The sequence below is a fragment of the Janthinobacterium lividum genome, assembly GCF_011601275.1.
GTDB classification, from domain to species: Bacteria; Pseudomonadota; Gammaproteobacteria; order Burkholderiales; family Burkholderiaceae_D; genus Janthinobacterium; species Janthinobacterium lividum_E.
The window spans coordinates 23932-47130 of sequence record NZ_JAAOLY010000027.1; the positions used below are offsets into that span (position 1 = coordinate 23932).

19 protein-coding genes are annotated in these 23199 nt (G+C 61.3%); 14 read left to right on the plus strand and 5 right to left on the minus strand.

The window, feature by feature from the left end; translation table 11 throughout:
• Window positions 1-25: 25 nt before the first annotated feature.
• From GYK42_RS26790 to GYK42_RS26805, 4 genes are all read right to left on the minus strand, one after another.
• Window positions 26-1003 (minus strand): FecR family protein, encoded by a 978-nt coding sequence (locus tag GYK42_RS26790; protein ID WP_166449970.1) that lies wholly within the window; start codon window positions 1001-1003, stop codon window positions 26-28.
• 12 nt (window positions 1004-1015) lie between these two features.
• Entirely contained in the window at window positions 1016-1516 is a 501-nt protein-coding gene (locus GYK42_RS26795) for a sigma-70 family RNA polymerase sigma factor (RefSeq protein ID WP_205711573.1), read from the minus strand.
• 289 nt (window positions 1517-1805) lie between these two features.
• Window positions 1806-3386 (minus strand): isocitrate lyase, encoded by a 1581-nt coding sequence (locus GYK42_RS26800; protein WP_166449971.1) that lies wholly within the window; start codon window positions 3384-3386, stop codon window positions 1806-1808.
• 346 nt (window positions 3387-3732) lie between these two features.
• Window positions 3733-5037, minus strand: coding sequence for an MFS transporter (locus GYK42_RS26805; protein ID WP_166449972.1), 1305 nt, complete (start codon window positions 5035-5037; stop codon window positions 3733-3735).
• 162 nt (window positions 5038-5199) lie between these two features.
• Here GYK42_RS26805 and GYK42_RS26810 point away from each other — a divergent pair, with 162 nt between their 5' ends.
• A complete protein-coding gene (locus GYK42_RS26810) occupies window positions 5200-5916 on the plus strand; it encodes an SDR family oxidoreductase (RefSeq protein WP_166449973.1) in 717 nt (238 codons plus the stop codon).
• 25 nt (window positions 5917-5941) lie between these two features.
• On the opposite strand, the gene GYK42_RS26815 is transcribed toward GYK42_RS26810, so the two are convergent.
• Window positions 5942-7132: a DUF1566 domain-containing protein gene (locus GYK42_RS26815; protein ID WP_166449974.1), complete on the minus strand. Its 1191-nt coding sequence runs from the start codon at window positions 7130-7132 to the stop codon at window positions 5942-5944.
• 129 nt (window positions 7133-7261) lie between these two features.
• On the opposite strand from GYK42_RS26815, the gene GYK42_RS26820 reads away from it, so the two are divergent.
• The 13 genes from GYK42_RS26820 to GYK42_RS26880 all read left to right on the plus strand — a co-directional run bounded on the left by GYK42_RS26820 (window position 7262) and on the right by GYK42_RS26880 (window position 23181).
• Window positions 7262-7687 carry a hypothetical protein gene (locus tag GYK42_RS26820; protein ID WP_166449975.1) on the plus strand — a complete coding sequence of 142 codons (426 nt, stop codon included), beginning with the start codon at window positions 7262-7264 and terminating at the stop codon, window positions 7685-7687.
• A gap of 28 nt (window positions 7688-7715) precedes the next feature.
• The gene (locus GYK42_RS26825) at window positions 7716-8141 is read left to right on the plus strand and encodes a hypothetical protein (RefSeq protein ID WP_166449976.1); all 426 of its coding nucleotides are present in this window, start codon (window positions 7716-7718) and stop codon (window positions 8139-8141) included.
• Window positions 8142-8238: 97 nt separating this feature from the next.
• Window positions 8239-9195: a bifunctional helix-turn-helix transcriptional regulator/GNAT family N-acetyltransferase gene (locus GYK42_RS26830; protein ID WP_166449977.1), complete on the plus strand. Its 957-nt coding sequence runs from the start codon at window positions 8239-8241 to the stop codon at window positions 9193-9195.
• 107 nt (window positions 9196-9302) lie between these two features.
• On the plus strand, window positions 9303-9941 hold the full coding sequence (locus GYK42_RS26835; protein ID WP_070257218.1) for a TetR/AcrR family transcriptional regulator: 639 nt from the start codon (window positions 9303-9305) through the stop codon (window positions 9939-9941).
• 116 nt (window positions 9942-10057) lie between these two features.
• Window positions 10058-10867, plus strand: coding sequence for an alpha/beta fold hydrolase (locus GYK42_RS26840; RefSeq protein WP_166449978.1), 810 nt, complete (start codon window positions 10058-10060; stop codon window positions 10865-10867).
• A gap of 147 nt (window positions 10868-11014) precedes the next feature.
• Window positions 11015-13219, plus strand: a complete 2205-nt coding sequence (locus GYK42_RS26845) for a TonB-dependent receptor (RefSeq protein ID WP_166449979.1) — start codon at window positions 11015-11017, stop codon at window positions 13217-13219.
• Between the two features lie 84 nt (window positions 13220-13303).
• Window positions 13304-14299 carry an extracellular catalytic domain type 1 short-chain-length polyhydroxyalkanoate depolymerase gene (locus GYK42_RS26850; RefSeq protein ID WP_166449980.1) on the plus strand — a complete coding sequence of 332 codons (996 nt, stop codon included), beginning with the start codon at window positions 13304-13306 and terminating at the stop codon, window positions 14297-14299.
• 114 nt (window positions 14300-14413) lie between these two features.
• The gene (locus tag GYK42_RS26855; RefSeq protein WP_166449981.1) at window positions 14414-15253 is read left to right on the plus strand and encodes a hypothetical protein; all 840 of its coding nucleotides are present in this window, start codon (window positions 14414-14416) and stop codon (window positions 15251-15253) included.
• Between the two features lie 81 nt (window positions 15254-15334).
• On the plus strand, window positions 15335-18130 hold the full coding sequence (locus tag GYK42_RS26860; RefSeq protein WP_166449982.1) for a type VI secretion system Vgr family protein: 2796 nt from the start codon (window positions 15335-15337) through the stop codon (window positions 18128-18130).
• Window positions 18131-18148: 18 nt separating this feature from the next.
• Entirely contained in the window at window positions 18149-20425 is a 2277-nt protein-coding gene (locus tag GYK42_RS26865; protein ID WP_166449983.1) for a T6SS effector phospholipase Tle3 domain-containing protein, read from the plus strand.
• A gap of 84 nt (window positions 20426-20509) precedes the next feature.
• Window positions 20510-22141: a type VI lipase adapter Tla3 domain-containing protein gene (locus GYK42_RS26870; protein ID WP_166449984.1), complete on the plus strand. Its 1632-nt coding sequence runs from the start codon at window positions 20510-20512 to the stop codon at window positions 22139-22141.
• A 13-nt stretch (window positions 22142-22154) separates the two neighbouring features.
• Window positions 22155-22421 carry a PAAR domain-containing protein gene (locus tag GYK42_RS26875; protein ID WP_166449985.1) on the plus strand — a complete coding sequence of 89 codons (267 nt, stop codon included), beginning with the start codon at window positions 22155-22157 and terminating at the stop codon, window positions 22419-22421.
• 85 nt (window positions 22422-22506) lie between these two features.
• Complete coding sequence (locus GYK42_RS26880; RefSeq protein ID WP_166449986.1) at window positions 22507-23181, plus strand: hypothetical protein; 675 nt, start codon at window positions 22507-22509, stop codon at window positions 23179-23181.
• Window positions 23182-23199: the final 18 nt, after the last annotated feature.

Genomic DNA, 23199 nt, shown 5'->3' on the forward strand with positions numbered 1-23199 from the left:
TACAACGGGGGGTAGGCCTTGCTATTTACCTGGGCAGGATGATGGCTTGCCCATCTTCACGACGTGCCAGCCTCACCGGCAGGATCGTTGGCAGCACCCGCAGGAAAACGTCGGGTTCGGCGAGACGGAAACTGCCTGTCAGCCGCAGGCCGGCAAGCGACTTGTCCGTGCCCAGCATCAACGGTTGCGCAAGGTAGTCGTTCCAGCGCAGGACCGCTTCGCCGAGCGGAGTGCGGTTAAATACCATCCAGCCATCTTTCCAGGCGCCGACGCTGGCCGCCGCCACGGCGCGCACTGCGCCCGCGCCATCGTCGCCCATGCGTACCGCCTGGCCCGCGTGCAGGCTGATGCTTGGCGCCAGCCCGGGCAGGTGGCTGTTGTCGCCGCTGTCCTGGCCGCTCCACACGGCCACATGGCCTTGCGCGACTTCGACGCACATGGCGCTGTCACGCACGGCCACCGTGAAGGTCGTGCCCAGCACCGCCACCTTGCCCCATGGAGTGTGCACGCTGAACGGCCGCGAGGCATCGCGGCTGACTTGCAGGTGGATTTCACCAGTCTTCAGCGTGACCTCGCGCCGGTCGCGGTAATACGCGACAGCGGCACTGGTGCGTGCGGCCAGATGCAGTTCGCTGCCGTCACCCATGCGCTGGAACAGCAGCTGCGACTGGCCAGTGTTCAGTGTAGCCAGCTCTACCGGCTGCAGCCAGTGCCAGCGCGCAGCAGCCCCGGTCAGGGAAGCCATGCTCAGCAGGCCTAGCGCCACGACAATCTTGCGGCGCGCGATGCCGGCAGGCGGCGGGCGCGCAATGCGATCCTCCAGTCCATCAGGGCTGGACGCATGCCAGGCGTTCAGGGCCAGGCGATAGATGGCGTCGTTGTCGCTGCTGTGCTCACGCCAGCTGCTCAATTCCTGCTCGGCAGCCAGTGCCGCGGCCGCACCGCCACCGTGGCGGCGGGCGATCAGCAGAAGGGCGTGTTCGAAGGATTGGCGTGGAGACATGGTGAAGAAGAATCAATGCCTAGCGTCAGCGAACAAGCGGCTTAAATCGATGCAATCGATGACGCCGCGCACGATGTGCTTTTCGATGGCGGCTTCCGTGCACGCCATCTGCCGGGCCGCTTCCGCATGCGTCAGGCCATACAGGCGCACTAGGGTGAAAGCCTCGCGGCGCTTGCGCGGCATCGCTTCCAAGCGGGACAGCAGGCGCTCCAGCTGTTGGCGCGCACACGCTTCGCGTTCCAGCGAAGGGGCCGCATCGGCTGCGATCAGGGTCAGGGTTTCCAGCATCCGCGACTCGGCCAGTCTGCGCCGGGCGCTGTCGGTCACGATGTTCTTGCCGATGCGATACAGCAGGGCGCGTGGGTTATGCGGCGCGGTGCGCGCTTCCATGGCGATCAGCCGCGCATAGCACTCCTGGACGATGTCGGTTGCCGCGTGACGGTCCGACACCGAGCGGGTGAAGAAGCCAAGCAATTCGTTGTAGTAATGCAGGGTCACGCGCGCTGCTCCCATGGCGGCTGCCATGCCCGGCGATGCCGTCCCTCGCGGCGCGCGCGACCGACTCGATGGCGCATGCGCGGAGAGGAGCGCCGGGCAGGATGTTAATTATAAATAAGAATCATTCTTATTTAATTATACTGGACTTGATTACTTTTGGTAATGAACTTGATGATGGCAAAAGTGCCGTTCGGCCCCTGCTGAACGGCAAGGTAGAGACCAGTGCCGCGGCGATGGGGTTGTTTCGCAGACGCAAAAAAGCCCGCCGAAGCGGGCTTTCTTACTCTACAGTCAAGCCAAAAGCTCAGAACTGATTCATCGTATTGTCCTTACCCGCCGCCTTCAGCGCCGCTTCGCCGCTGAAGTAATCCTTGTGGTCGTCGCCGATGTCCGAGCCGGACATGTTTTGATGTTTCACGCAGGCGATGCCCTGGCGGATTTCCTTGCGCTGCACGCCGGCCACGTAGCCCAGCATGCCCTGGTCGCCGAAGTATTCCTTGGCCAGGTTGTCGGTCGACAAGGCGGCCGTGTGGTAGGTCGGCAGGGTGATCAGGTGGTGGAAGATGCCGGCTTCGCGGGCCGAGTCGGCCTGGAAGGTGCGGATTTTCTCGTCGGCCTGGACCGCCAGTTCCGTCTGGTCGTATTCCACGCTCATCAGCTGGGCGCGTTCGTAGGCGGACACGTCCTTGCCTGCCGCTTTCATCGCATCGAAGATTTGCTGGCGGAAGTTCAGGGTCCAGTTGAACGATGGGCTGTTGTTGTACACCAGCTTGGCGTTCGGGATGACCTTGCGGATTTCGCTGACCATGCCGCCGATTTGCGCGATATGCGGTTTTTCCGTTTCAATCCACAGCAGGTCGGCGCCGTTTTGCAGCGAGGTGATGCAATCCAGGACGCAACGCTCTTCGCCGGAACCGGCGCGGAACTGGAACAGGTTGCTTGGCAGGCGTTTTGGACGCAGCAGCTTGCCTTCGCGCTTGATGATGACGTCGCCATTGCCCAGTGCGTCGGCCGATACTTCTTCGCAGTCGAGGAAGGCATTGTATTGGTCGCCCAGGTCGCCTGGCTCATTGGTGACGGCGATCTGCTTGGTCAGTCCGGCGCCCAGCGAGTCGGTACGTGCCACGATGATGCCGTCGTCCACGCCCAGTTCCAGGAAGGCGTAGCGGATGGCGCGGATCTTGGCCAGGAAGTCTTCGTGCGGCACCGTGACTTTACCGTCCTGGTGGCCGCATTGTTTCTCGTCGGACACCTGGTTTTCGATCTGGATGCAGCAGGCGCCCGCTTCGATGAACTGCTTGGCCAGCAAATAGGTCGCTTCGGCATTGCCGAAACCGGCGTCGATGTCGGCGATGATGGGCACGACGTGGGTGACGTGGCCGTCGATCTTGGCCTGGATGGCTTGCTTCTCAGCACCCTGGGCCGCGTCCAACTGGCGGAACAGGCCGCCCAGTTCACGGGCATCGGCCTGGCGCAGGAAGGTGTAGAGTTCGCGGATCAAGCTCGTGACGGCGGTTTTTTCATGCATCGACTGATCTGGCAGCGGGCCGAATTCGGAGCGCAGGGCAGCGACCATCCAGCCTGACAGGTAGAGGTAGCGGCGGTCGGTGCTGTTGAAGTGCTTCTTGATCGAGATCATCTTCTGTTGACCGATGAAACCGTGCCAGCAGCCGAGCGACTGGGTGTACTTGGATGGGTCCGCATCGTAGGCGGCCATGTCGTTGCGCATGATCTTCGCCGTGTACTTGGCGATGTCCAGGCCCGTCTTGAACTTGTTCTGGGCGCGCATGCGGGCGGCGGACTCGGGATTGATGGCGTTCCAGGCGCTACCTTGTTGGTCTTTCAAACCGGCAACTGCCTTGATGTCGTCTTGATATTGGGACATGTGTATCTCCTAAAGAAAAACTAAGTTTGAGAAAATGTTTAAGTACGTCGCCGAGTGCGCCGCTACGTTTGTCGATGCGAACTGCATGACTAAATAGTAGGCCTATCCGTGCCGATGTTCAAGTCTTATATAAGACATATAACTTAAATTAAGTCTTTGTTTTTCAAGGTATTAATTATTATTTTTCATGATATGGAATGAATTTTCAAAAAGTGAGAGAGTTTCTGGCTGAGTCTGCTGTCGGAAATCCCGCGATGTGAAACGCCTTTTCAGATTTTGGTGCAGCGCGACAAATCGGGGCGAAAAAAAAGCCACCCGAAGGTGGCTTGGGCCGCAGGCGGCTGATCTAACGTCCCACGGTCTGCCGCTGATCCTTGATGAACAGCGCCGTCAGCATGCCCACCACGCACACGCCGATCACGTAATAGGCGGGACCGAGCACGTTGTTCTTCAACATCAGGGTCACGACCACGGGCGTCAGGCCGCCGAAAATCGCGTACGACAAATTGTAGGAAAACGATAGCCCGGAGAAACGCACCTGGGCCGGGAACGCCTGCACCAGCACGTAGGGCACGGCGCCTACGACGCCGACGAACAGGCCCGTCATCGCGTACAGGGGCAGCAGCAGGTCGGGGCGGGTGCCGACGGTGGTGTAGAAGATATACGTACTGATGGCCAGCAGCACGGAACCGACGAAGATCACGCGCTTGCCGCCCAGGCGGTCGGCCAGCATGCCGGCGATGATGCAGCCGAAGGCCAGGCAGAGCGTCGCCACGGTATTGGCCACCAGGGTGGTGCGCGGCGCGATGTGGTGGATCTTTTGCAGCAAGGCAGGCGTCATGAGGATGACGACGACGATGCCGGCCGACAGCATCCACGTCAGCAGCATCGAGACGACGACGGCGCCGCGGTGGCTGCGCAGCACGGATTTCAAAGGCATTTCCGTGGCCAGGGCCTTGCGCTGCTGCATTTCCGCAAACACGGGCGTTTCATGCAGCCAGCGGCGCAGATACATGGCGCCAAAGCCGAAGATGCCGCCCAGCAGGAATGGATAGCGCCAGGCGCCATCGGTGATTTCTGCCGGCGTGTAGACGGTGTTCAAGCCCGTCGCCACGAGCGAACCGAGCAGGATGCCGACCGTCAGGCCCGCCGTCAGCACGCCGCAGGCAAAGCCCGTGTAGCGGCTGGGTACATGTTCGGAGACAAACACCCAGGCGCCAGGTACTTCGCCGCCCACGGCCGCGCCCTGGAAGACGCGCATCAGCAGCAGCAGCAGCGGGGCGGCCAGGCCGATGGTGGCATAGGTCGGCAGCAGGCCGATCAGCAGTGTCGGCACGGCCATCATCAGGATGGAGAGGGTAAACATGCGCTTGCGGCCGAGCAAGTCGCCGAAGTGGGCCATGACGATGCCGCCCAGTGGACGCACGACGTAGCCGGCGGCGAAGATGCCGAAGGTTTGCAGCAAGCGCAGCCATTCCGGCATCTCCGGCGGGAAGAACAATTGGCCGATGGCGTTGGCAAAGAAGACGAAGATGATGAAATCGTAAAACTCCAGCGCGCCGCCCAGGGCGGCCAGCGACAGGGTTTTATAGTCTTGCTGGGTGAGGGGACGGCTTGCGGCGTTGATTGCGGCGGTGTTGGAAGTAGGCATGTGTCTCGTTCTTGTATGTTATCGGAGATTGCCAGACCTAGCATACGCATTTCCGCTGCGTGAGTAAACGCCGGGGCAGGGTGCTCGTGCGGGGGACATCCTCAGCTGTGCTTAATACAACGCCGCTATCATCAGCGTTGACTTCATTGGAAAGGACACAGTATGCACATCATGATCGTGGGCGCCAGCCGGGGCCTGGGACGCGCGCTGGTGGACGGTCTGCTCGCTGACGGCCATGCCGTCATCGGCGTATCGCGCCAGCCACCTGCCAACTTGCCCGCCGGCCAGGGTACGCAGCTGCAATGGATCGCGGCCGACCTGGCGGCACCCGCCGAGGCCGTCGAACGCATTTCGCGCGAGGCGCCAGCCGCGCTGGACGCGGTGATCTACAACCTGGGCGTGTGGGAAGAAAAGGCCTTCAGCGACGAGTATGCTTTTCTCGGCGATGCGGACGATGCCATCGTCGACATGGTCAATACCAATATCACGGCGACGATATTGTTGCTCAAGCGCCTGGTGCCGCGCTTACTCAATAGCAGCAAGCCGCAGCTGATACTTACGGGGTCGACTTCGGGCCTGCGCCAGAGCGGCCGCCCGGAAGTGACGTTCAGCGCCTCGAAATTCGCCCTGAACGGCATCGCCGATTCCTTGCGCGAAGGTTTCCGCGAACAGGGGCTGGCCGTGACGGCGCTGCAACTGGGCTATCTGAATACCTATGATGGCTTGTCGGTGCCGCTGGCGGATGCCGCCGCGCGGGGCGAAGGCGAGCTGATCCCCGTGCACGATGTCGTTGCCGTCGTGCGCATGCTGCTGAACCTGTCGAATGCCTCGTTCGTGCGCGAACTGGTGATGCCGGCCCTGCGCGACGAGCGCTTTTAGACTTTACTCGTCCTCGCCGTAGACCTCAGGCAAACACTCTGCGCACGCAGCGCGCGTAGCCGTCAAACTCGCGCGCAGTCTGGTAGCTGACGCCCGTGTCGAAATCCTTGCACCAGGCTTCGCTCTCGATGTCGCCCGGCTCGCTTGACCAGTACCAGTTGGGCCGGAACGCGTCTTTCAATGTCGCGTACAGCAAGGTCTGATCGCGCCGATCCGGCAGGCTGTGGCCGAGGCTGGCGGCCCAGGCTGACGCGGCTTGCCACGTCTGACATTCCAGCTCGAACTCGCCTGGCTGCAGGATCAGGTGGTAATCGGGCGCGCCATCCGTGCCGAGGATCAGCCCGGCATAGCGTTCGCCCTGCTGCAGGGGAATGGGCGCAGCGGCGGATGGCGCCAATTCGACCCGACGCACGGCGCAGGCGCGGCCTGAGTAAGTCTTGCGAAAGTTGTACTGGGTACCGTTGTCGAAATCGTGGCTCCAGGCCATGCGGGGCAGGATGGCGTCCGCTTCCGAGGACCAGTACCAGGCATCCGGGAAGGCGTGGGGCAAGTTGGCGTGCAGCAAAGCCAGTTCGCTGCGCGTCGGCAAACAGGCGCCGCGCGCCGCGGCCCAGTCGAGCGCGTCTTGCCAGGGCAGGTCGCCAGCCTCGCCGGGCAGCAGGAATAATTGATAGCTGGCGGCGCCGTCCTGGCCAGGCAGGATACCCGCGTAGCGCTCGCCAGCAATGGCGCCCAGCACGCCAGGGCAATGCTCGAACCAGCCATCGTCTTCTTCCTCGGCAATAAAGGCCGCGATCAGCGCCTGAGGCGCGGGGGGCGCGCCGGCCAGCAGGGAGTTGAAGCAGTTGATGGCCGAGGCGTGGGGTGTGCCGGCGCCATTGGCGATACCGACAAGAAATTCGCCCGCCCAGTCGGGCAAGGTGGCGATCAGGCGCGGCAGTTCATGCAGCAGTGCCATGCAATACGCCGTCTCGCCGTAGCGCCAGGCGACGCGGTTAGCTATCTGGTAGGCGCCGTAATCGTGTTCGGCTTGCACGGATTGAAAGATGGCCAGTGCGTATTGCGCGCCTTCCTTGCCCGTCAGCGCATCGAGCATGGCGCAGTAGCGCTGGAAGCGCCGCTGGGCTTCATCGGGCGGCGTGGTGTGGTCGTCGTCCTGGATGATGTTGCACAAAATTAAAAGTTCAGTTTTCCAGTGTGCGAACGATGTCGGCATGGGTGTCATTGCTGAGAGTGGTAACGGCGCCATTATGCCCGGGCCAGCCGTGTTTCAGCGTGCCGCTTGAACATGCTACAGTCCGCCTTTGCCGCCAGCCCGGTGCGGCTTTGCCTGGATCAATGTTTGATGCCCACCTGGACTTCCCCGCCGCAACTCGTCGCCCTTGCCGCCTTTTATGCGCAGGCGCAAGCCTATCCGGAAACGCTCAGTGATGCTGTCTTCCTGGAACATGTGAAAAACGCCCACTGGCCCACCAATTGCTGGAGTTATGCGGAAGCGTCGTTCGCCATCATCGCGCCCGCCTGTCTGCTGCGTCCGCATTTGACCGCCGACCTGATCGCCTTGCCCATCGACGCCATGATTGCCGGCGGCCTGGACGATGCGGGGCAAGTCATCGCGATCGGCCTGGACTGCGCCACGCGCGACGCGCCGTATGTGAAGCCGAGCGAGGAGGGCAGGCGCTGGCTGACGCAGGTGTGGCCGACCTTGGGCGAGATGGCCGGGGCCGTGTTCCGGGCCAGGCTGCAAGTGGCGCTGGCCGATGAAGATTGATGTCAATATAAACTGAAAAAGTGTACTCATGATTGCAGGAAATTTCTTCCCTCCCGACTATAAGACTTTTCCTTTCAAGCAAGGAGATCTGCTGCTTTCCCAAGACGAGGGCGGCAAGTTTTCTGTTTCCAAGGTGTTGAAGATAGATACAGTCGAGGTCGGCCCCGGCGAGGCGATTTACATGGGCGGCAAGGACATCGTGGCAACGGAGGACGATTACCTGCTGATCATCGGCTGTGCATACGGCGAATACGAGTTCGACACGGCCGAGGAGGCGCAGGCCGCTGCTCTGGACGGCAGCTGGACGGTCAGGATAGGCCACGCTCCGAATCGCAGTCCAGGTGCGGCGGCGGGGCAGTCATTGATTGGCCATGAACCCGTTCATGAAAGCGAGCTGGAGGGCTATCATTTGTGGAAGGAAGCCTTTGATGCGGGCGAGGCTGGCGTGTTCTGACATCGACGTGGCCTATTGCAGGGCGGTCGCTGGCCCTTGACTTGGAAAGTCGATTTACGTTATGGTATACGTAACTACTTACATATATCTGCCTAACATGTCCTCCACCCTGCAAACCTACGGCTCGTTGATGCTGGCCAGCCGCCTGCGCCGTCTTTCCGATCAACTGTACGCCGGCGTCGATACCAGCTATCTGGCCGCTGGCGTCGAGCTCACGTCGCGCTGTTTCCCCTTGTTATTGCTGCTGCGCGACAACGGCCCCACGTCGATCACGGCCCTGGCCGTGCAGATCGGGCAGACGCATCCGGTGGTGGTGCAACTGGGGCGCAAGCTGCTCGACGCGGGCGTGGTGGCGGAGCTGCCGGACGCCAAGGATGATCGGCGCCGCCTGCTGGCGCTGTCCGACGCCGGGCAAGCCTTGCTGCGCGACATGGCGCCCCTGTGGGATGACGTGCGCGCTGCCGTCGATGTGGTATTGGAGCAGGGCACGCCGCAGCTGATGGCCAGCCTGGACCGCGCCGAAGCGCGCTTGCAGGCACAGGGTTTCGGCGCAACCATCGCCGCCTGCCGGCGCCAGCGCGAGCAGGCCGCCGTGGAGATCATCGATTACGCCGCCCAGTATGCGGCCGATTTCAAGCGCCTGAATATCGCCTGGCTGGAACGCTATTTCTATGTCGAGGCGCTCGACGACAAGGTGCTGTCCGATCCGCAAAGTTCGATTCTTGACGACGGCGGGCAGATTTTCCTCGCGCGCCTCGATGGCAAGATCGTCGGCACCTGCGCCCTGATCCGCACCGGCGACGCCGGGATCGAACTGTCGAAGATGGCCGTCACACCCGAGTGTCAGGGCCTGGGCATCGCGCGCCGGCTGATCGAACGGGCCTTTGACGCCTTCGAGGCCAGCGGCGCCAAGCTACTGTTCCTGGAGTCGAACAGCAAGCTGGCGCCTGCCATCCGCCTGTATGAAAGCAGCGGCTTTACCCACGTGGCGCGGCCGGCCGGCGACGCGCATTACCAGCGCGCCGACGTCTACATGGAGTGGCAGGGCAGGTAGCACACGCGAGGGCGCCACGCGGCGCTCCCCATCGGCCGTCTCCCGCGTTACAATACGGGCACCCATAACGGAACTTATATTCCACTATTTCGAGACGCCGACGCCGCATGCCTTCCTTCCCGATGCCTTTCCCGCAGTTGATCGTTCCACCTGAGCCCACCCAGGCGCGCAGCAAGCTGGCCTTCGAGCGTCTGCTGCTGGTGGGAGAACAGTTGCTGGCGGAAAACCGTTTCGACGAGATCGGCGTGGCCGACCTGGCCAAGCTGGCGGAAACCTCGGTGGGGACGTTTTACCGTCTGTTGGGCGACAAGGACACGCTGAGCCGCTTGCTGCTGCAGCGCTTTTTTTCCGACATGGTGGAAAAGGTCGAGACCCTGACGGAGCTGCGCCAGTGGGAAGGGCGCAGCCTGGAAGAGTTCATTCGCGCCATGGTGGCCATGTTCGTGGCCGTCAACATGGGCCGGCGCGGCGTGCTGCGCGCCTTGATCACGCGCTGCTCGCAGGATGCGCAGTTCCGCGACAAGGTGCACCAGATCAATCATTTGATCTCGCAGCGCACGGTGGCCGTGCTGGCCAGCAAGTCGTCCAGCATCCGCCATCCGAACCCCACGCAGGCGATGATGGTAGTGCCGCCCGTGCTGCTGGGTATCCTGAACCAGCACGTGTTGTCGGGCTCGCTGTCCTTTTTGTCGGCGGCCGCGCTGGAAGATGAGCTGGTGCGTGTTGCTTTAAATTACCTGACTTGAGATATTTCGCGATTTAACTTGAAATCGGAATTCGGATTCCGTATTATGTTTTCCAACAGCAGGAAAACAGATTCCTGCACCTGAACACAAAGCATGTTCAACAGCAAGGAGACAGAATGCGGCGTCACACGACATCCGATGTTCCATTGCATTACCTCGACCTGGGCAAGGGGCAGGGCGATGCCGCGCAGCCAGAGCCCATCTTCTTGCTGCACGGCCTCGGTTCCTGCGCCGAAGACTGGCGCCCGCAAATCGACGCCCTCGGCAGCAGCTACCGCCTGATCGTGCCCGACCTGCGCGGCCATGGCCGCAGTCCCGCGCCAAACGGCGACTGGCAGATCGGCGACTTCGCCAACGACCTCTTCAACCTGATGGACCAGCTCGACGTGCCGCGCGCGCACATCGTCGGTTTTTCCCTGGGCGGCATGGTGGGCCTGGAAATGGCCAACCGCGCGCCGGGCAGGGTGGCCGGTTTGTGCCTGATCAATTCCCAGCCGTTCCAGGGTCGCAAGCCGGCCGCGCTGCTGTTTGCCTACTGGCTGCGCCGCACGGTGATCGCTACCTTCGGCCTGAAGGCCATGGGCAAGATCATCGGCAAGAAACTGTTTCCCGATCCTGCCCAGCATGCCCTCGTCGAGCGCTTCGCCACGCAGATGGCGGGCATGGACAAGCGCGCCTACCTGGCTGCGCTGGACGCCATTTTCCACTGGGATATCGACATTCATTTCCAGGCCCTGGCCATGCCCGTCTTCATCATGGCGGCCGACCAGGATTACACGCCCGTCGCCAGCAAGCGGGCCTTTGCCGCACAGTTTCAGCAGTGCGAGATCGAGATTATCGCGAACTCGCGCCACGCCACGCCCTTGGACCAGGCGCAGCGTGTGAATACCTTGTTGCAGTCCTTCCTCGCCACACATTCAAAATAAACAGGCCACTCGCCGCACGGGCCGAGGGTCGGAACACAGTCATCGCAGGGCAGGTGCACGCTTTCGCGCGCGGGTACCGTTACGTCTTGCGATTCTGAAATCCGGCCGTCTTCCCTGGTGGCAAGCAAGCCTGACATTGGAGACGCTATGAAACTTGCTTTGACATTATTGCCCGCCGCCCTCGCCGTTGCCGGCGCCTTTGCCACCCAGGCCCACGCGCAGGAAGCCGCCCCCGTTGCCGCCAGCACTGCCCAGGACGCCAGCGATGCGAAAGAACGCATGGAAACCGTAACGGTCTCTGCCCGCCGCCGCGAAGAGCGCCTGCAGGACGTGCCGCTGGCCGTCACGGCGTTTTCCGCCAAGGCGCTGGAACGGGCGAATATCCAGAACCTGGCCGACCTGCAGGAGCGCGTGCCGAACCTGACCGTGTACGCCTCGCGCGGCACCAACACCACCCTGACGGCGTTTATTCGCGGCGTGGGCCAGGCCGATCCCGTCTGGGGCGTGGACCCGGGCGTGGGCATTTATTTTGACGATGTCTACATGGCCCGGCCGCAAGGCGCGCTGCTTGACGTGTTCGACGTGCAGCGCATCGAAGTGCTGCGCGGCCCGCAAGGCACCTTGTATGGCAAGAACACCATCGGCGGCGCCATCAAGTACATCTCGCGCCCCTTGGCAAAGGAAAACGGCGCCTCGGCGGAAGTGGGCCTCGGTAATTACAAGCAGCGTAACTTCAAGGCCGCCTTCAACCTGGCCAACGAGAGCGGCACCTGGCGCGCGCGCCTGGCCGCCGCCAAGCTGGACCGCGACGGCTTCGGCCGCAACACGTATAACGGCGAACAGGTCAGCGACCAGGACAGCACGGCCGCGCGCCTGTCCGTCGGCTACTTCCCGCAGGACATTCCACTCACCGTCGTGCTGAGCCTGGACGCCACCGATGACAAATCGGGCGTGCGCGGTTTCCAGCGCATGGGCGTGAGCGCCTTCGATCCGCTCAAGCGGCCCGCCAGCACGGATGCGTATGACATCCAGAGCGGCATGCCGGACAACAATTTCACGCACAACCGGGGCGGCTCGCTGGTGGCCAACTACACGCTCTCGAACGACTGGTCCGTCAAAGTGATCGGCGCCAAGCGGCGCAGCACGTCCGAGCAAACCATCGACTTCGACGGCTTGCCGCTGCCCATCGCCGACGTCTTCGGCGACTCGCGCGACGAACAGAAAAGCCTGGAATTGCAGGCATCCTACAGCGGCGACTATGGCGCCGGCGTGATCGGCCTGTACCGCTTCGAAGGCACGGCGGGCGGCGGCATCTACAACAACTTCCTGGGACGCCAGTTCACGGCCGCCGTCAGCACGGTGGAGACGGACAGCACGGCGCTGTACACGGACTGGACCTGGCCGCTGGGCAAGGTGTGGAGCATCAATGCGGGCTTGCGCCATACGCGCGAGGAAAAGCGCGCCATCGTGCTGAACCGCGCTTTTGCCGACGTGGGCTTTACGCGGCCCATCCAGACGGCGGCCGATTTCGACAAGTCGCTCTCCGTCAGCAATACCTCGCCGAAGTTGTCCGTGCGCTATGAAGCGTCGAAGACGACGAATTTCTACAGCAACCTGTCGCGCGGTTTCAAGTCGGGCGGCTACAACGTGCGCGCCAACAACCTGGTGGTGCCCGATTCCGCGCGGCCGTACAAGGATGAAAAACTCGACGCGCTGGAAGTGGGCATGAAGTACGCGGCGCCGGACGACACCTTCGACGCCAACGTGGCCCTGTTCTACAACCGCTACAAGGATATCCAGCTGTCCGTCTTTACCAGCTATGTGCAGCCGGGCGGCGTGCCGGGCTTCTATGGCGACTTCACGAATGCGGGCAAGGCAACCGTGAAAGGCGCCGAGTTCGAATTCTCATGGCGGCCCAACCGCCAGTGGGAAGTCAACGGTTTCCTCGCCCTGCTCAATGCCCGCTACGACGAGTTCATGAGCGGTGGCAAGAATATCGCGGACACGCAAAAGTTCAGCAATACGCCTGCCCGGCAAGTGGGGCTGAACCTGACGCGCACGGACCGCGACGTCTTCGGCGGCGCCCTGCGCAGCCTGGTCGGCTATGGCTACCGCAGCAAGGTGTACCCGACCACGGACTTGAGCGAAACCCTGGCGCAGGGCGGCTACAGCCTGTGGACGGCTGGCGTTGTGTGGGAAGCGCCGAAGAACTGGACCTTCAGTCTGCACGGCAGCAACCTGGGCAATAAACGCTACCGTACGGATGGCTATAACATTCCCGCCGTGTTCATCCTCGACGGTTTCTATGGCCCGCCGCGCCAGATCATCGCCAAGGCAGGGTACAAGTTTTAAGGAGTTGTAGAAGTGCCGGTTTGACGGGCGTCAAGCCGGTTCGTTGTCGCTGTTTTCGTCGTTAATAATAATCAGGAGACTGGCATGGCACATCTGAATCAGCAACTGCGTCATTTATTTTCTGCACTCATCGCCGCCTGCGGCTTGCTGGCCGCGCTGCCGGCCTCTGCCGGGCAGTGGGACTTCGGCCTGTACGCGAGCCTGTGGGGCTCGCGTGAATACCAGGTCTGGCTACCGAGCAACTATAACGCCAACACGCCGCTGCCCGTCGTGCTGATGCTGCACGGCTGCGGTTCCGAGCCCAACAGCATGGCTGCCGTCAGCCGCTACAACCAGCTGGCCGACAGCGAACATTTCATCGTCGTCTATCCGCGTCAGAACGTCACGGCCAACCCCATGCGCTGCTGGAATTTCATGCTGCCGCTGAACCAGGAGCGCGGCACGGGCGAACCAGCCGTGCTGATGGGCATCTTGGACAAGGTCAAGAATAACTACGCGGTGCAGGACAGCCGCGTGTATGTAACGGGCATTTCGGCCGGCGGGGCCATGGCCTCCATCCTGGCCGCCTGCTACTCGGATGTGTTCGCCGCCGTGATGGTGCATTCGGGTGGCATGTACAAGGGCGCCACCGGCATGATCACGGCCGCCGATTCGCTCTTCAACGGCAGCTCGTTCGATCCCAAGGTGCGCGGCAAGGATGCCTGGCGCTGCTCCGGTTCGCCGCGCCGGCTGATACCGACGATGGTGTTCCATGGCACTTCCGATATCGTCGTCAACCCGGTCAATGGCGAACAGACCATCGAGCAATTCCTGCAGACCAGCGATTACGGCGACGATGGCCTCGACAACGACAGCGTGCGCTACCGTGCCGACAGCATCGTTCGCCAGACGGTGCCGTACGGCCGCAGCTATTCCATCGACACCTACTTGCACAACGGCGCCGTCATCGCGCAAAAGTACACGGTCGAGGGCATGAACCACGCGTGGAGCGGCGGTCCTCCCGGCTGGCCCTTCAGCGATGAACTGGGCCCGGACGCCACCGTGATCAGCTGGAATTTCTTCAAGCAATACCAGCGCTGATGGCGTGAGGGAATTGGCAGCTTGTACAATGGGGCGCAGCGATTGCGCCCCATTTTCTTGCCTGTGAAAGATCCCATGCCTGCTTGCCGTTTGCTGTCCTGTCTTGGCGCTGCTTTGCTATCCGCTGTATTGCTGTCCGCCTGCACCAGCACCGGCCCGTCCGCACCATCGCCTGCCTATACGCAAGCGTTCGAGCGTGCCGCCCAGCAAGACAGCATGCGTAGCGAATGCGACTGGAGCGTGCGCTATGCGCCCGTCGCACCGGCAGACGCCAGCGTGGCGCAATTGCAAGCCGTCGCCACGGCGCGCCTGGCGGCCCTGCAGCTGGCGCCCGTCTGGCGCTTGGCCATGCCCGGCAGCGAAGCGCGCGCCTTCAGCGATTCGGAAGAGGACCGCGCCGGGCTGCAATTGTTGCTCAGCATCGTCTTGCCGGCCATGGAGCGCTACCTGGCCGGCGTTTTCGCGCGCACGGGCTTGCGCCACGTCGTGCTGGTGAAAGACTTGAGCGTGGACGGCCAGCGCCGCCTGGCCATGCCGGCGCCGGAAATCGACAGCGTCGTCTATGCCGACAACCTGCTGGCCGCGCTGTGTCCATCCGGCATGGAGCTGCGCGTGCACCACGAGTATTACCACTTCATCGAATACCGCCTGTTCAACGATTTCTATTACCGCGACCCCGCCTGGCTGGCCCTGAACCCGCCCGCCACCGCTTACGGCCAGGGCGGCGCCACGGCCTACGGCAAGGGCTTCCAGAACCTCGGCCACCCGCAGCCTGGCCTCGTCAGCCTGTACGCGGCCTACGGCCCCGAGGAAGACAAGGCGGAGGTGTTCGGCTGGATGATGACGCCCGCCTACACCTTGCGCCTGCAGCACTGGACTGCGTTTGATCCCGCCTTGCTGGCCAAGCGGCAAAGCTTGAGGGAAGTACTGGGGACCCTGGCGGATTCTTACTAAATATCAAGTATTTCCCCACGATCCCGTGGCATTGTCGTTTCTCCAGCTTGATTAAATGCAAGTGCGCATGAGGAGACGGCCATGGACGGTGATGAGTCGATGTTGGGTGGCCAGCGCCCCTTGCGCTTGCGCCTGGGTGTTTCGCCCAAGGTGCCCGCCGGCGTACTGATACCACAGCGCATCGCCGGCAGAGAGGCCATCTGTGGCGGCATCGAATACCGCGTGCTGTGTGTCTCGACGCATGCCGACTTGCCATTGAGCAGTTTGATTGCCTTGCCGGCCGCTATTGACATCGTCACCGACCAGGGGCAGTTGCGCAGCATCTGCGGCCTCGTCACGCAAGCGAGCGCCGGTGACAGCGATGGCGCGCTGGCCAGCTACCAGCTGGTGCTGACGGATGCCTTCGCCGTCATGGAAAAACGCTGCAATACGCGCGTCTTCCGGCGCCTGACGGATATCGAGATCGTCAAGACCTTGCTCGATGAATGGATACGCAGCAATACCGTGCTGGCGCATGCGTTTCAATATGCATTTGCCGATTTCTTCGAAGCGCAGACATATCCGCAGCGCGAGTTTGTCATGCAGCACAATGAGTCGGATGCAGCCTTTGTGCGGCGCTTGCTCAAACGCAGTGGCGTCGCCTGGTTTTTCCGTGCGGAGGGCAATACGGATGCACATGCCGAGCCGGCGCATACCCTGGTGCTGTTCAACCATGCCGACGGCTTGCGAAAAAACATGGCGGACACCGTGCGCTATCACGCGGACCGGACAACGGAAGAACGCGACACCCTCACCTCGTGGAGCGAAGTGCGCAAGCTGCAGGCGGGCAAGGTAACGCGCCATAGCTGGAATGAAGAACACCCGCGTGCGCGGCCGTTCATGGCTGCCGATGCCTTGGGATGGGGGCAGCAGGGCATGCATGGCAATGCCATTGCCGCCACGCTTGATGATTACCGCGTGCTGCCACCGCGCGCGGGCGTGGACCATGAGGCGTTGTGTCAGCTGGGCATGCTGGCTATGCAGCAACACGATTACGAGAGCCATTGCTTTCACGCCGAAGGCAGCGTACGCGACCTGTGTCCGGGTGAATACTTTACTCTGGCCGAGCACCCCGACATCGACGCCTTGCCAGCGGTCGAGCGCGATTTTGTCGTCACGTCGCTGCAGGTGGCGGCGCAAAATAACTTGCCCAGGGAGCTAGCCGCCAGGGTGGCACGCCTGTTTGCGCGCAACCGTTGGCTGGACGATGAGGGCGTGCACAAGCAGCGCGATCTGGCGGCCGAAGTGGACGGCGGCCCCTTGCGCATGCGTATTGAAGTGTCTGTCGTGCGGCGCGGCGCGCCCATCGTTCCGGCCTACGACACACGCATCGACCTGCCGCCAGTTACCATGCAAAGCGCCGTGGTGGTGGGGCCGGCCAATGAGGAAGTCCATTGCGATGCGATGGGTCGTGTCAAGGTACGCTTCCCCGCCACGCGCAAGGTGGACCACGAGCATGCCGACGGCACGGGCGCTTCCGACACCGATGCTGATTCGGCCTGGGTAAGAGTCGCATCGAGCTGGGCGGGAAGCGGACCTGGCAGCATGCAGCAGTGCGGCTATCTGGGCTTGCCGCGCGTGGGCAGCGAAGTCCTGTTGGCTTTCCTCGGCGGCGACCCGGACCGGCCCATCATCGTGGGACAGCTGTACAACCACAGTGCGTTGCCGATCGCATTGAGCAAAGCGGGCGACTTGCCCGGCAACCGTTACTTGTCCGGCATCAAGAGCCGCGAAATCAAGGGCACGCGTGCCAATCAGCTGCGCTTTGACGATGTCCATGGACAAATCAACACCCAGCTTGCCAGTGATCATGGTTCCACCCAGCTCAACCTGGGCTGGCTGACGCAGGACCGGCGCAATGGCCAAGGCACAGCGCGCGGCGAGGGGGCCGAGCTGCGCACCGATGAGCAGTTGGCAATGCGGGCCGGCAAGGGCATGCTGATTTCAGCCTGGAAGCGCCTGAATGGCGACGGTGGGCACATGGCGCGCAGCGAATATCTGGGCCTGATGGAAAATTGCCTGGAACTGTTTCGCTCGCTGGGCAGGTATGCGGCCACGCACCAGGCGCTGGAGCAGGATGAGCAGGCGCAGCAGGCATTGCAACACAGCATGAAAGGCTGGGAAGGCGGCAGCAATACGGAACCGCGTGCCGAATTGGGCGGTGCCGCGGCGATTGCCGTCACGGCGCCCGCCGGCATCAGCTTTGCCAGTTCAAAGGCCATCGTCAGCTATGCCGCCGGCAGCGTCGATACGGTGGCGCAGCAGCACCTGCAGGCGGTGGCAGGCCAGCGTTACAGCGTGAACGCGGGCAAGGGCATCTCGCTGTTTTCGCACGCGGATGGCATCCGCGCCATCGCCCATCATGGCAAGTTCCTGCTGCAAAGCCAGCATGACAACATGGAACTCAATGCGGGGAAAAACCTGAAGCTGACGGCCAGCGATGGCAAGCTGACGGGCATGGCTGACGAGATCGTATTGATTTCCAAGCACGGCGCCTTTATCCGTATCGCCGACGGCATCACTTTCGGCAGCAAGTCGCCGCTGAACTTCAATGCGCCCAACTTCGTCTTTAATGATCCGCAGAGCATGGCAGTGCAATTGCCAGGTTTTGCCGAAGGCAAGGCCGACCAGCAATTCATTTTTCAGTACGAGGGCGACGACAGTCCCATCGACGGCGTGCCGCCCGCGCCGCAGCTGGCACCGCTAGCGCACTTTGCCGTGAAGCTGGACGATGGCTCCTCGGCCGATGGCCGCAGCGATGGCGGTGGCAAGACGGACGTGCTGGAGCGCGCGGCAATGCATCTTGCCGCTATCGAAGTGATCAACAACAAGGATTGATGACGCCAGGAGAGTGCGATGGGCAGCTATCCGAAAGTACCGTACGTGGTGGGCGAGGACGTGACGCTCTTGCATTGCGAACGCAGCGTGTGCAAGAAGGTCAAGATACGCCGCAACCTGCCAGGCAATATCATCGTCATCCATGGCGTCAATGACGTGGGCGTCAGCTACAAGGCGGTGGAGCACGGCTTGTGCGAGGGATTGGCGCACAGACTGGGGCGCGGCTTTACCCCTGCCACTTACCGCATGCCTGTCGCGGCGGACAAGGACAAGTTGGAAGACGATCCAGATGCCGTTTTCTTCAAGCGTACGATCGCCAAGGACACCAACAGCCCCGTGATTCCGTTTTACTGGGGCTACCGTGAAGTGGCAGTGAAATGCAAAACCATCAACGGTCAGTCCGTCGACCGCTACGGCAATCGCCTCGACAAGGACCTGTCCAAGGAAGGGGGGCCTTTCGGCAACGCCACCAGCAGCTTGCCCGACATGTGGCGTCCGGGTATCTATGCGCCTGGCGATCCCATGGGAGATGCCTTGCGGCCACTGAAAACGGCGCCCGGGCGCATGTACATGGTATTGGCGGCCCAGCGGCTGGCTGCGCTCATTTCCATGATTCGCGATTACGATGCGAATGATACCGTCAGCATCGTTGCGCACAGCCAGGGCTGTCTGCTGTCGCTGTTGGCGCAAGCCATGCTGATGGAGAAAGGGGTGGCGCCAGCCGATAATTTGATACTCATGCATCCGCCGTACAGTCTGGTGGACAGCCTGCCTCTGTTGATGCGAGGGGCTGCCTGGTTCGATGGCGGCGAGGATGCGGCGATGAAGCCCTATTACCATTTGCTCAGTGGTGCGCAGACCATGGGAGCGCGCCTGAAGACATTGGTGAATATAGTTTCCGACGTGGCGAAGGGCAACGGCCAGGCTTGCAAGCCGCCGTTTTCCGAGCTGAAGAAGGACGAACATCGCGGCATGGTCAGCAGCCGCTGGCAGAGTGCTGACGACCGCGACAACCGTCGCAAGGTTTATCTATATTTTTGCCCTGAAGACATGACGGTGGCCCTCGATAACATCCAGGGAATAGGCTGGGATGGCGTGCCCGATTATGCATCGGGAAGCGAATTGGTGGAAGAGGAGGAGACTCTCAGTCTTGATGGGGTTAGCGTTTCATCAGGACATACCAAGATGGTGGAGCGCGAGCAGGTACGCAATGCGCTGACGGAACTGGGTGGCAGATTTTATCAACGGATATTCAGCAACAAGACCAGGCTGGATCCGGCCACTGGAAAGACCACGCTGTCGTTGGTAGGCAAGCCGCCGCCGTTTGATTTTCCACTGCGCCTCATGACAGAAAGCGAACAGGCACACGTCGATGTTTCATTAAGAAAATACCGTGCGCAACATAAAGCAGTGGCCTGGCCTATCAATACCAGGTTGAGCAAGACGGAACAGCGTAATGGCATACGCACCATCAATGGCGAGGCGTTGAAACAGCCGGTGCCGGCCGATTTGCGGGGCACTTCGCAAATCGATCCGCTCAATATTCCAAAAACCTCGATGATGCGAAACCGCAAACCTGAAGATCAGGGACCTGCGGAAGAAGTCGATCCCTGCGATGCATCAGTGGCGCTGACCAGCGGAAGCGGCCTGCACACAACCGCCGAGGACCGTCCGGATCCGGCCGGCTATCGTCGCTTCCCAGAGCGCGACGAAGCCATACGCGGGGCCGAACTGGCCTTGATGACAACAGCCTATAACAAGGAAAAGAAACTCGATGGCAAAGGGCCGCTCGATCAACGCAAGGTCATTGCCGCCACCCGTTATACGGAAGGAAATGTCTTGGCAACCATCCAGGAAAGCCCGAATGAGGCGCGGTTGCGCTGGCAACGTGAAGTCAGCGCCAAGTCCTTCCACAGTTCGATTATCGGGAGCGCCAAAAATCACAGCCAGGTAACTGCGTATGACGTGGCGATTGGCAGCGGCAAGGCTAGTTCTGATCCGCAGTTCTATGCGTATTTATGTGCGGTGGCGGATTGGCGGGTGAAGATATCGTACGAAAGTGGGAAGCGACGGCCAGGAATCCTTTTATGGTCGGAGTTTCTTGAGACTTTTCGTATGTATTTTGATGCGGAAGATAGTTGGAGAAAAAATGTAATCAAAGGGAACATATCTTATTACAACTCAGGTGTTTTACCCGCTGATCTACCGTTGCTGACAGGGTCTTTATGGAAAATCGTCATAGCAGAGACCAAAAGCGGCAAAAGAACCTCTGACGTCAAGCAGTCGAAAACTTGAATGACTTTAGATTTTTATGGTTTTCTGCTCGCTCTGCGATTAACTGCGAGCGATACCTTTCAATAGTTGGAACAGGAGGTCATTATGACCGTCGTTCGTTGGATTGGCATTCCATTGCTAGTGCTGTTTCTTGTTCTATTTGTTAGGTGGATCAGTGTGTCGGCACAAGCAAATGAACGAGAGTCGGCATCGAAAAAGAGAGCAGCGCAGGTTCAGAAAGAGAGTGTCGATGGCTCGACATCGAGGGACAAATATGTCTTGGAAGTGATAGGCCTTGGGGTGACCTTTGATCGGTATCGGCAAGCCAGGCTATGGGATGCCTTAAAAAAAGGTAGTGCTTTTACTTCTATCCGAGAACAGGACAAGAGCAAGTACGCGTGGAGTGCCTTGGATAAAAATGGGGTCAGCGGAGGGCGTGCATACGATGCGATGGAGAATGGAATTAACTTTACACCGCTGTACTGGGGAGTACCGTCATTTTATGCTGGCCCGCCAATTCGTGATTCCAAGCAACAGCCTGAAGCTGGGGTACCGATGGCTGGATTGATTGCCGGCGCGGGGAGTTCCGGCATGGCATGGCATTTGTTTTCGATAGCTCCCTGGAGTCTGGCTGAACATCCTGATAAATTGCTGCTCAACATCTTTGAGTTTTTTGATACCCATCCTGATGTGCCTTACGTGGTTCTGACTGCCGATGATAGCGCGGGGACGAGAGATGGTATTCGCGCGAAAGGGGATGCAAAGATGCTGCAGGATGGGTATTACATACCCGATATGCCCGATACCACCGTGGCATTTGTACTGGCACGGCGCGAACGTGTTGAACTTTTGCGGTCAGCGATATGGGACGACCCTGAAAATAAGTTCGTACAAGAGGAATTCAGGGCGATGTATTATCAATTGATGGAATCTTTGGCAAAACCAGATAAGGAATTAGGAGCGGAATTTCCGCCAATACCTCGCCAACCCACCGTCGCCGAATGGCTCACCGCCGCCGCCGCCTTCGCCCAGCGCCCCGATATCCGCGGCGTGGGCTTGCATACCTTCGACAAACTCAATCCCTCGCAAAACCGCCCCCCGGATGACTGGAAACCGACGCCGTGGTTTCCCATTCCGTGGAACCGGGAACAGATGGAAACCTTCGACCACCTGCCCTCGTTCGGTTTCGTGCACCGACCCGTATTCGTTAAACTTGCGGATGAAGAGGGTAAGCCCGTCACGCGGCGCGATGCGCGCCAGGCAATGTTCAATGCGGGCTGGCAGCAGGCATTGCAGACCTTGCCTGAAGCGGAGCGCGGCAAGGGAGTGGCGCGCATCGTGGCCGGAACGGGAAACCAGCCGGAACAATTGCTGATGTTGGAAAGCATGTTGCATGACTATGCGGTGCAGGGCGGGCCGGAAATCGACAGCGGCAAGAGCACGCAGTTCATCAATACCGATCTTCGCCTGGGCAACACGGGGGCGGCTACGTGGTTCATGCAAATGGCCATCGGGGTGATGGGCAGCTACCGCGAGGGCGGCGCCAGTGCCGCGATCAACTTGCGCGACCGTAACGAGGCCAGCATCATCTTCATCACGCCGCCATCGAACGACAAACGCCAGCAGCAGGATGCCAATGGCGATATCTTCCGCAGCCGCATCACCCCGGCGGTCGATCCGGCCAACTATGCGGCGCCATCGGTGGAAGCCATCCTGGAAAGCCAGGTAGGACAATAGTTCGGGAGGCAGCATGCGCAAGGTCATCCGTTTGGGCGACGCCACTTCGCACGGTGGCAAGGTGCTTAGTTGTGCCGCCACGCATTTTACCGTCAACGGTATCGCCGTCGCCTGCGTCGGGGATTTGTGCAGTTGCCCCGTCAAGGGACATCAGGGCTGCAAGATTGCCAGCGGCTCGTCCCGGCATAGCGTCAACGGCATCGCCGTCGCCTTTGAAGGCGACACCACTACCTGCGGCGCCAAGCTGCTGGCCGGTGGCGTCAACTTTCGCACCTCCTGACGCCGCGTCCGCCTGCCATTTCCTGGTAACTATATAATCTGCGCTTGGGCGATACCCGCCCCTGAACGTCGATTGAAGGAATGCCATGCCAGGATCCATGCCAGCTTATTTCGTGCGCCCCTTGGCGCTGTGTGCAGTGTCGGCCGCGTGCTTCTCTGCCAGTGCCGCCGAGGCGGTGGCGGTCGATGCGCAGCAGCGCGCGTCCTTGCTGGATTTTTATGCGCAGCAATATCCGGGCGAGCCGGCTGCGCGCACCGTGTTTGAGAGCGTGCCCGTGGTCGGTGGCCGCGGCAGCGAAGTGGTGGGCAGCGTCGAAACGTCGCCGTATCGCGGGCATGGCGCGCTGTGCCGCACGCAGCGCACCAAGTTCGTGCGGCATGGCGAAGGCAAGCAGGCGCGCTGGCAGGAAGCGGGCATGGAGTATTACGCCTGGCTCGACCGTGGCACCTGCCGCGCGGTGGCCGAACCCGTGCGCATGCTGCAGCGCGTGCCCGATGTGGAGCTGGAAGGCGTGTTGCTGTATCAAAAGTCGCTGCTGGAACGGGCACGCTTGCTGATGGCTGGCAATACGGCCTGCGCCCCGTTGCGGGCGCTGAAGTTTTCGCTGGTGGCCGTCGATGTGGGTGCCGCCGCTCCGCGTGCCGAAGAACGTTATGCACTGGTGTTCAAGAGCGACCGCGACAGCTACGCCCGCGTCTGGCTGCGAAAGAACGGTGCCCAGTATGACGCATGGAATGTGACTTGCCCGCCGGTGCTGTAAGCTGCGCCCCCTCGATTT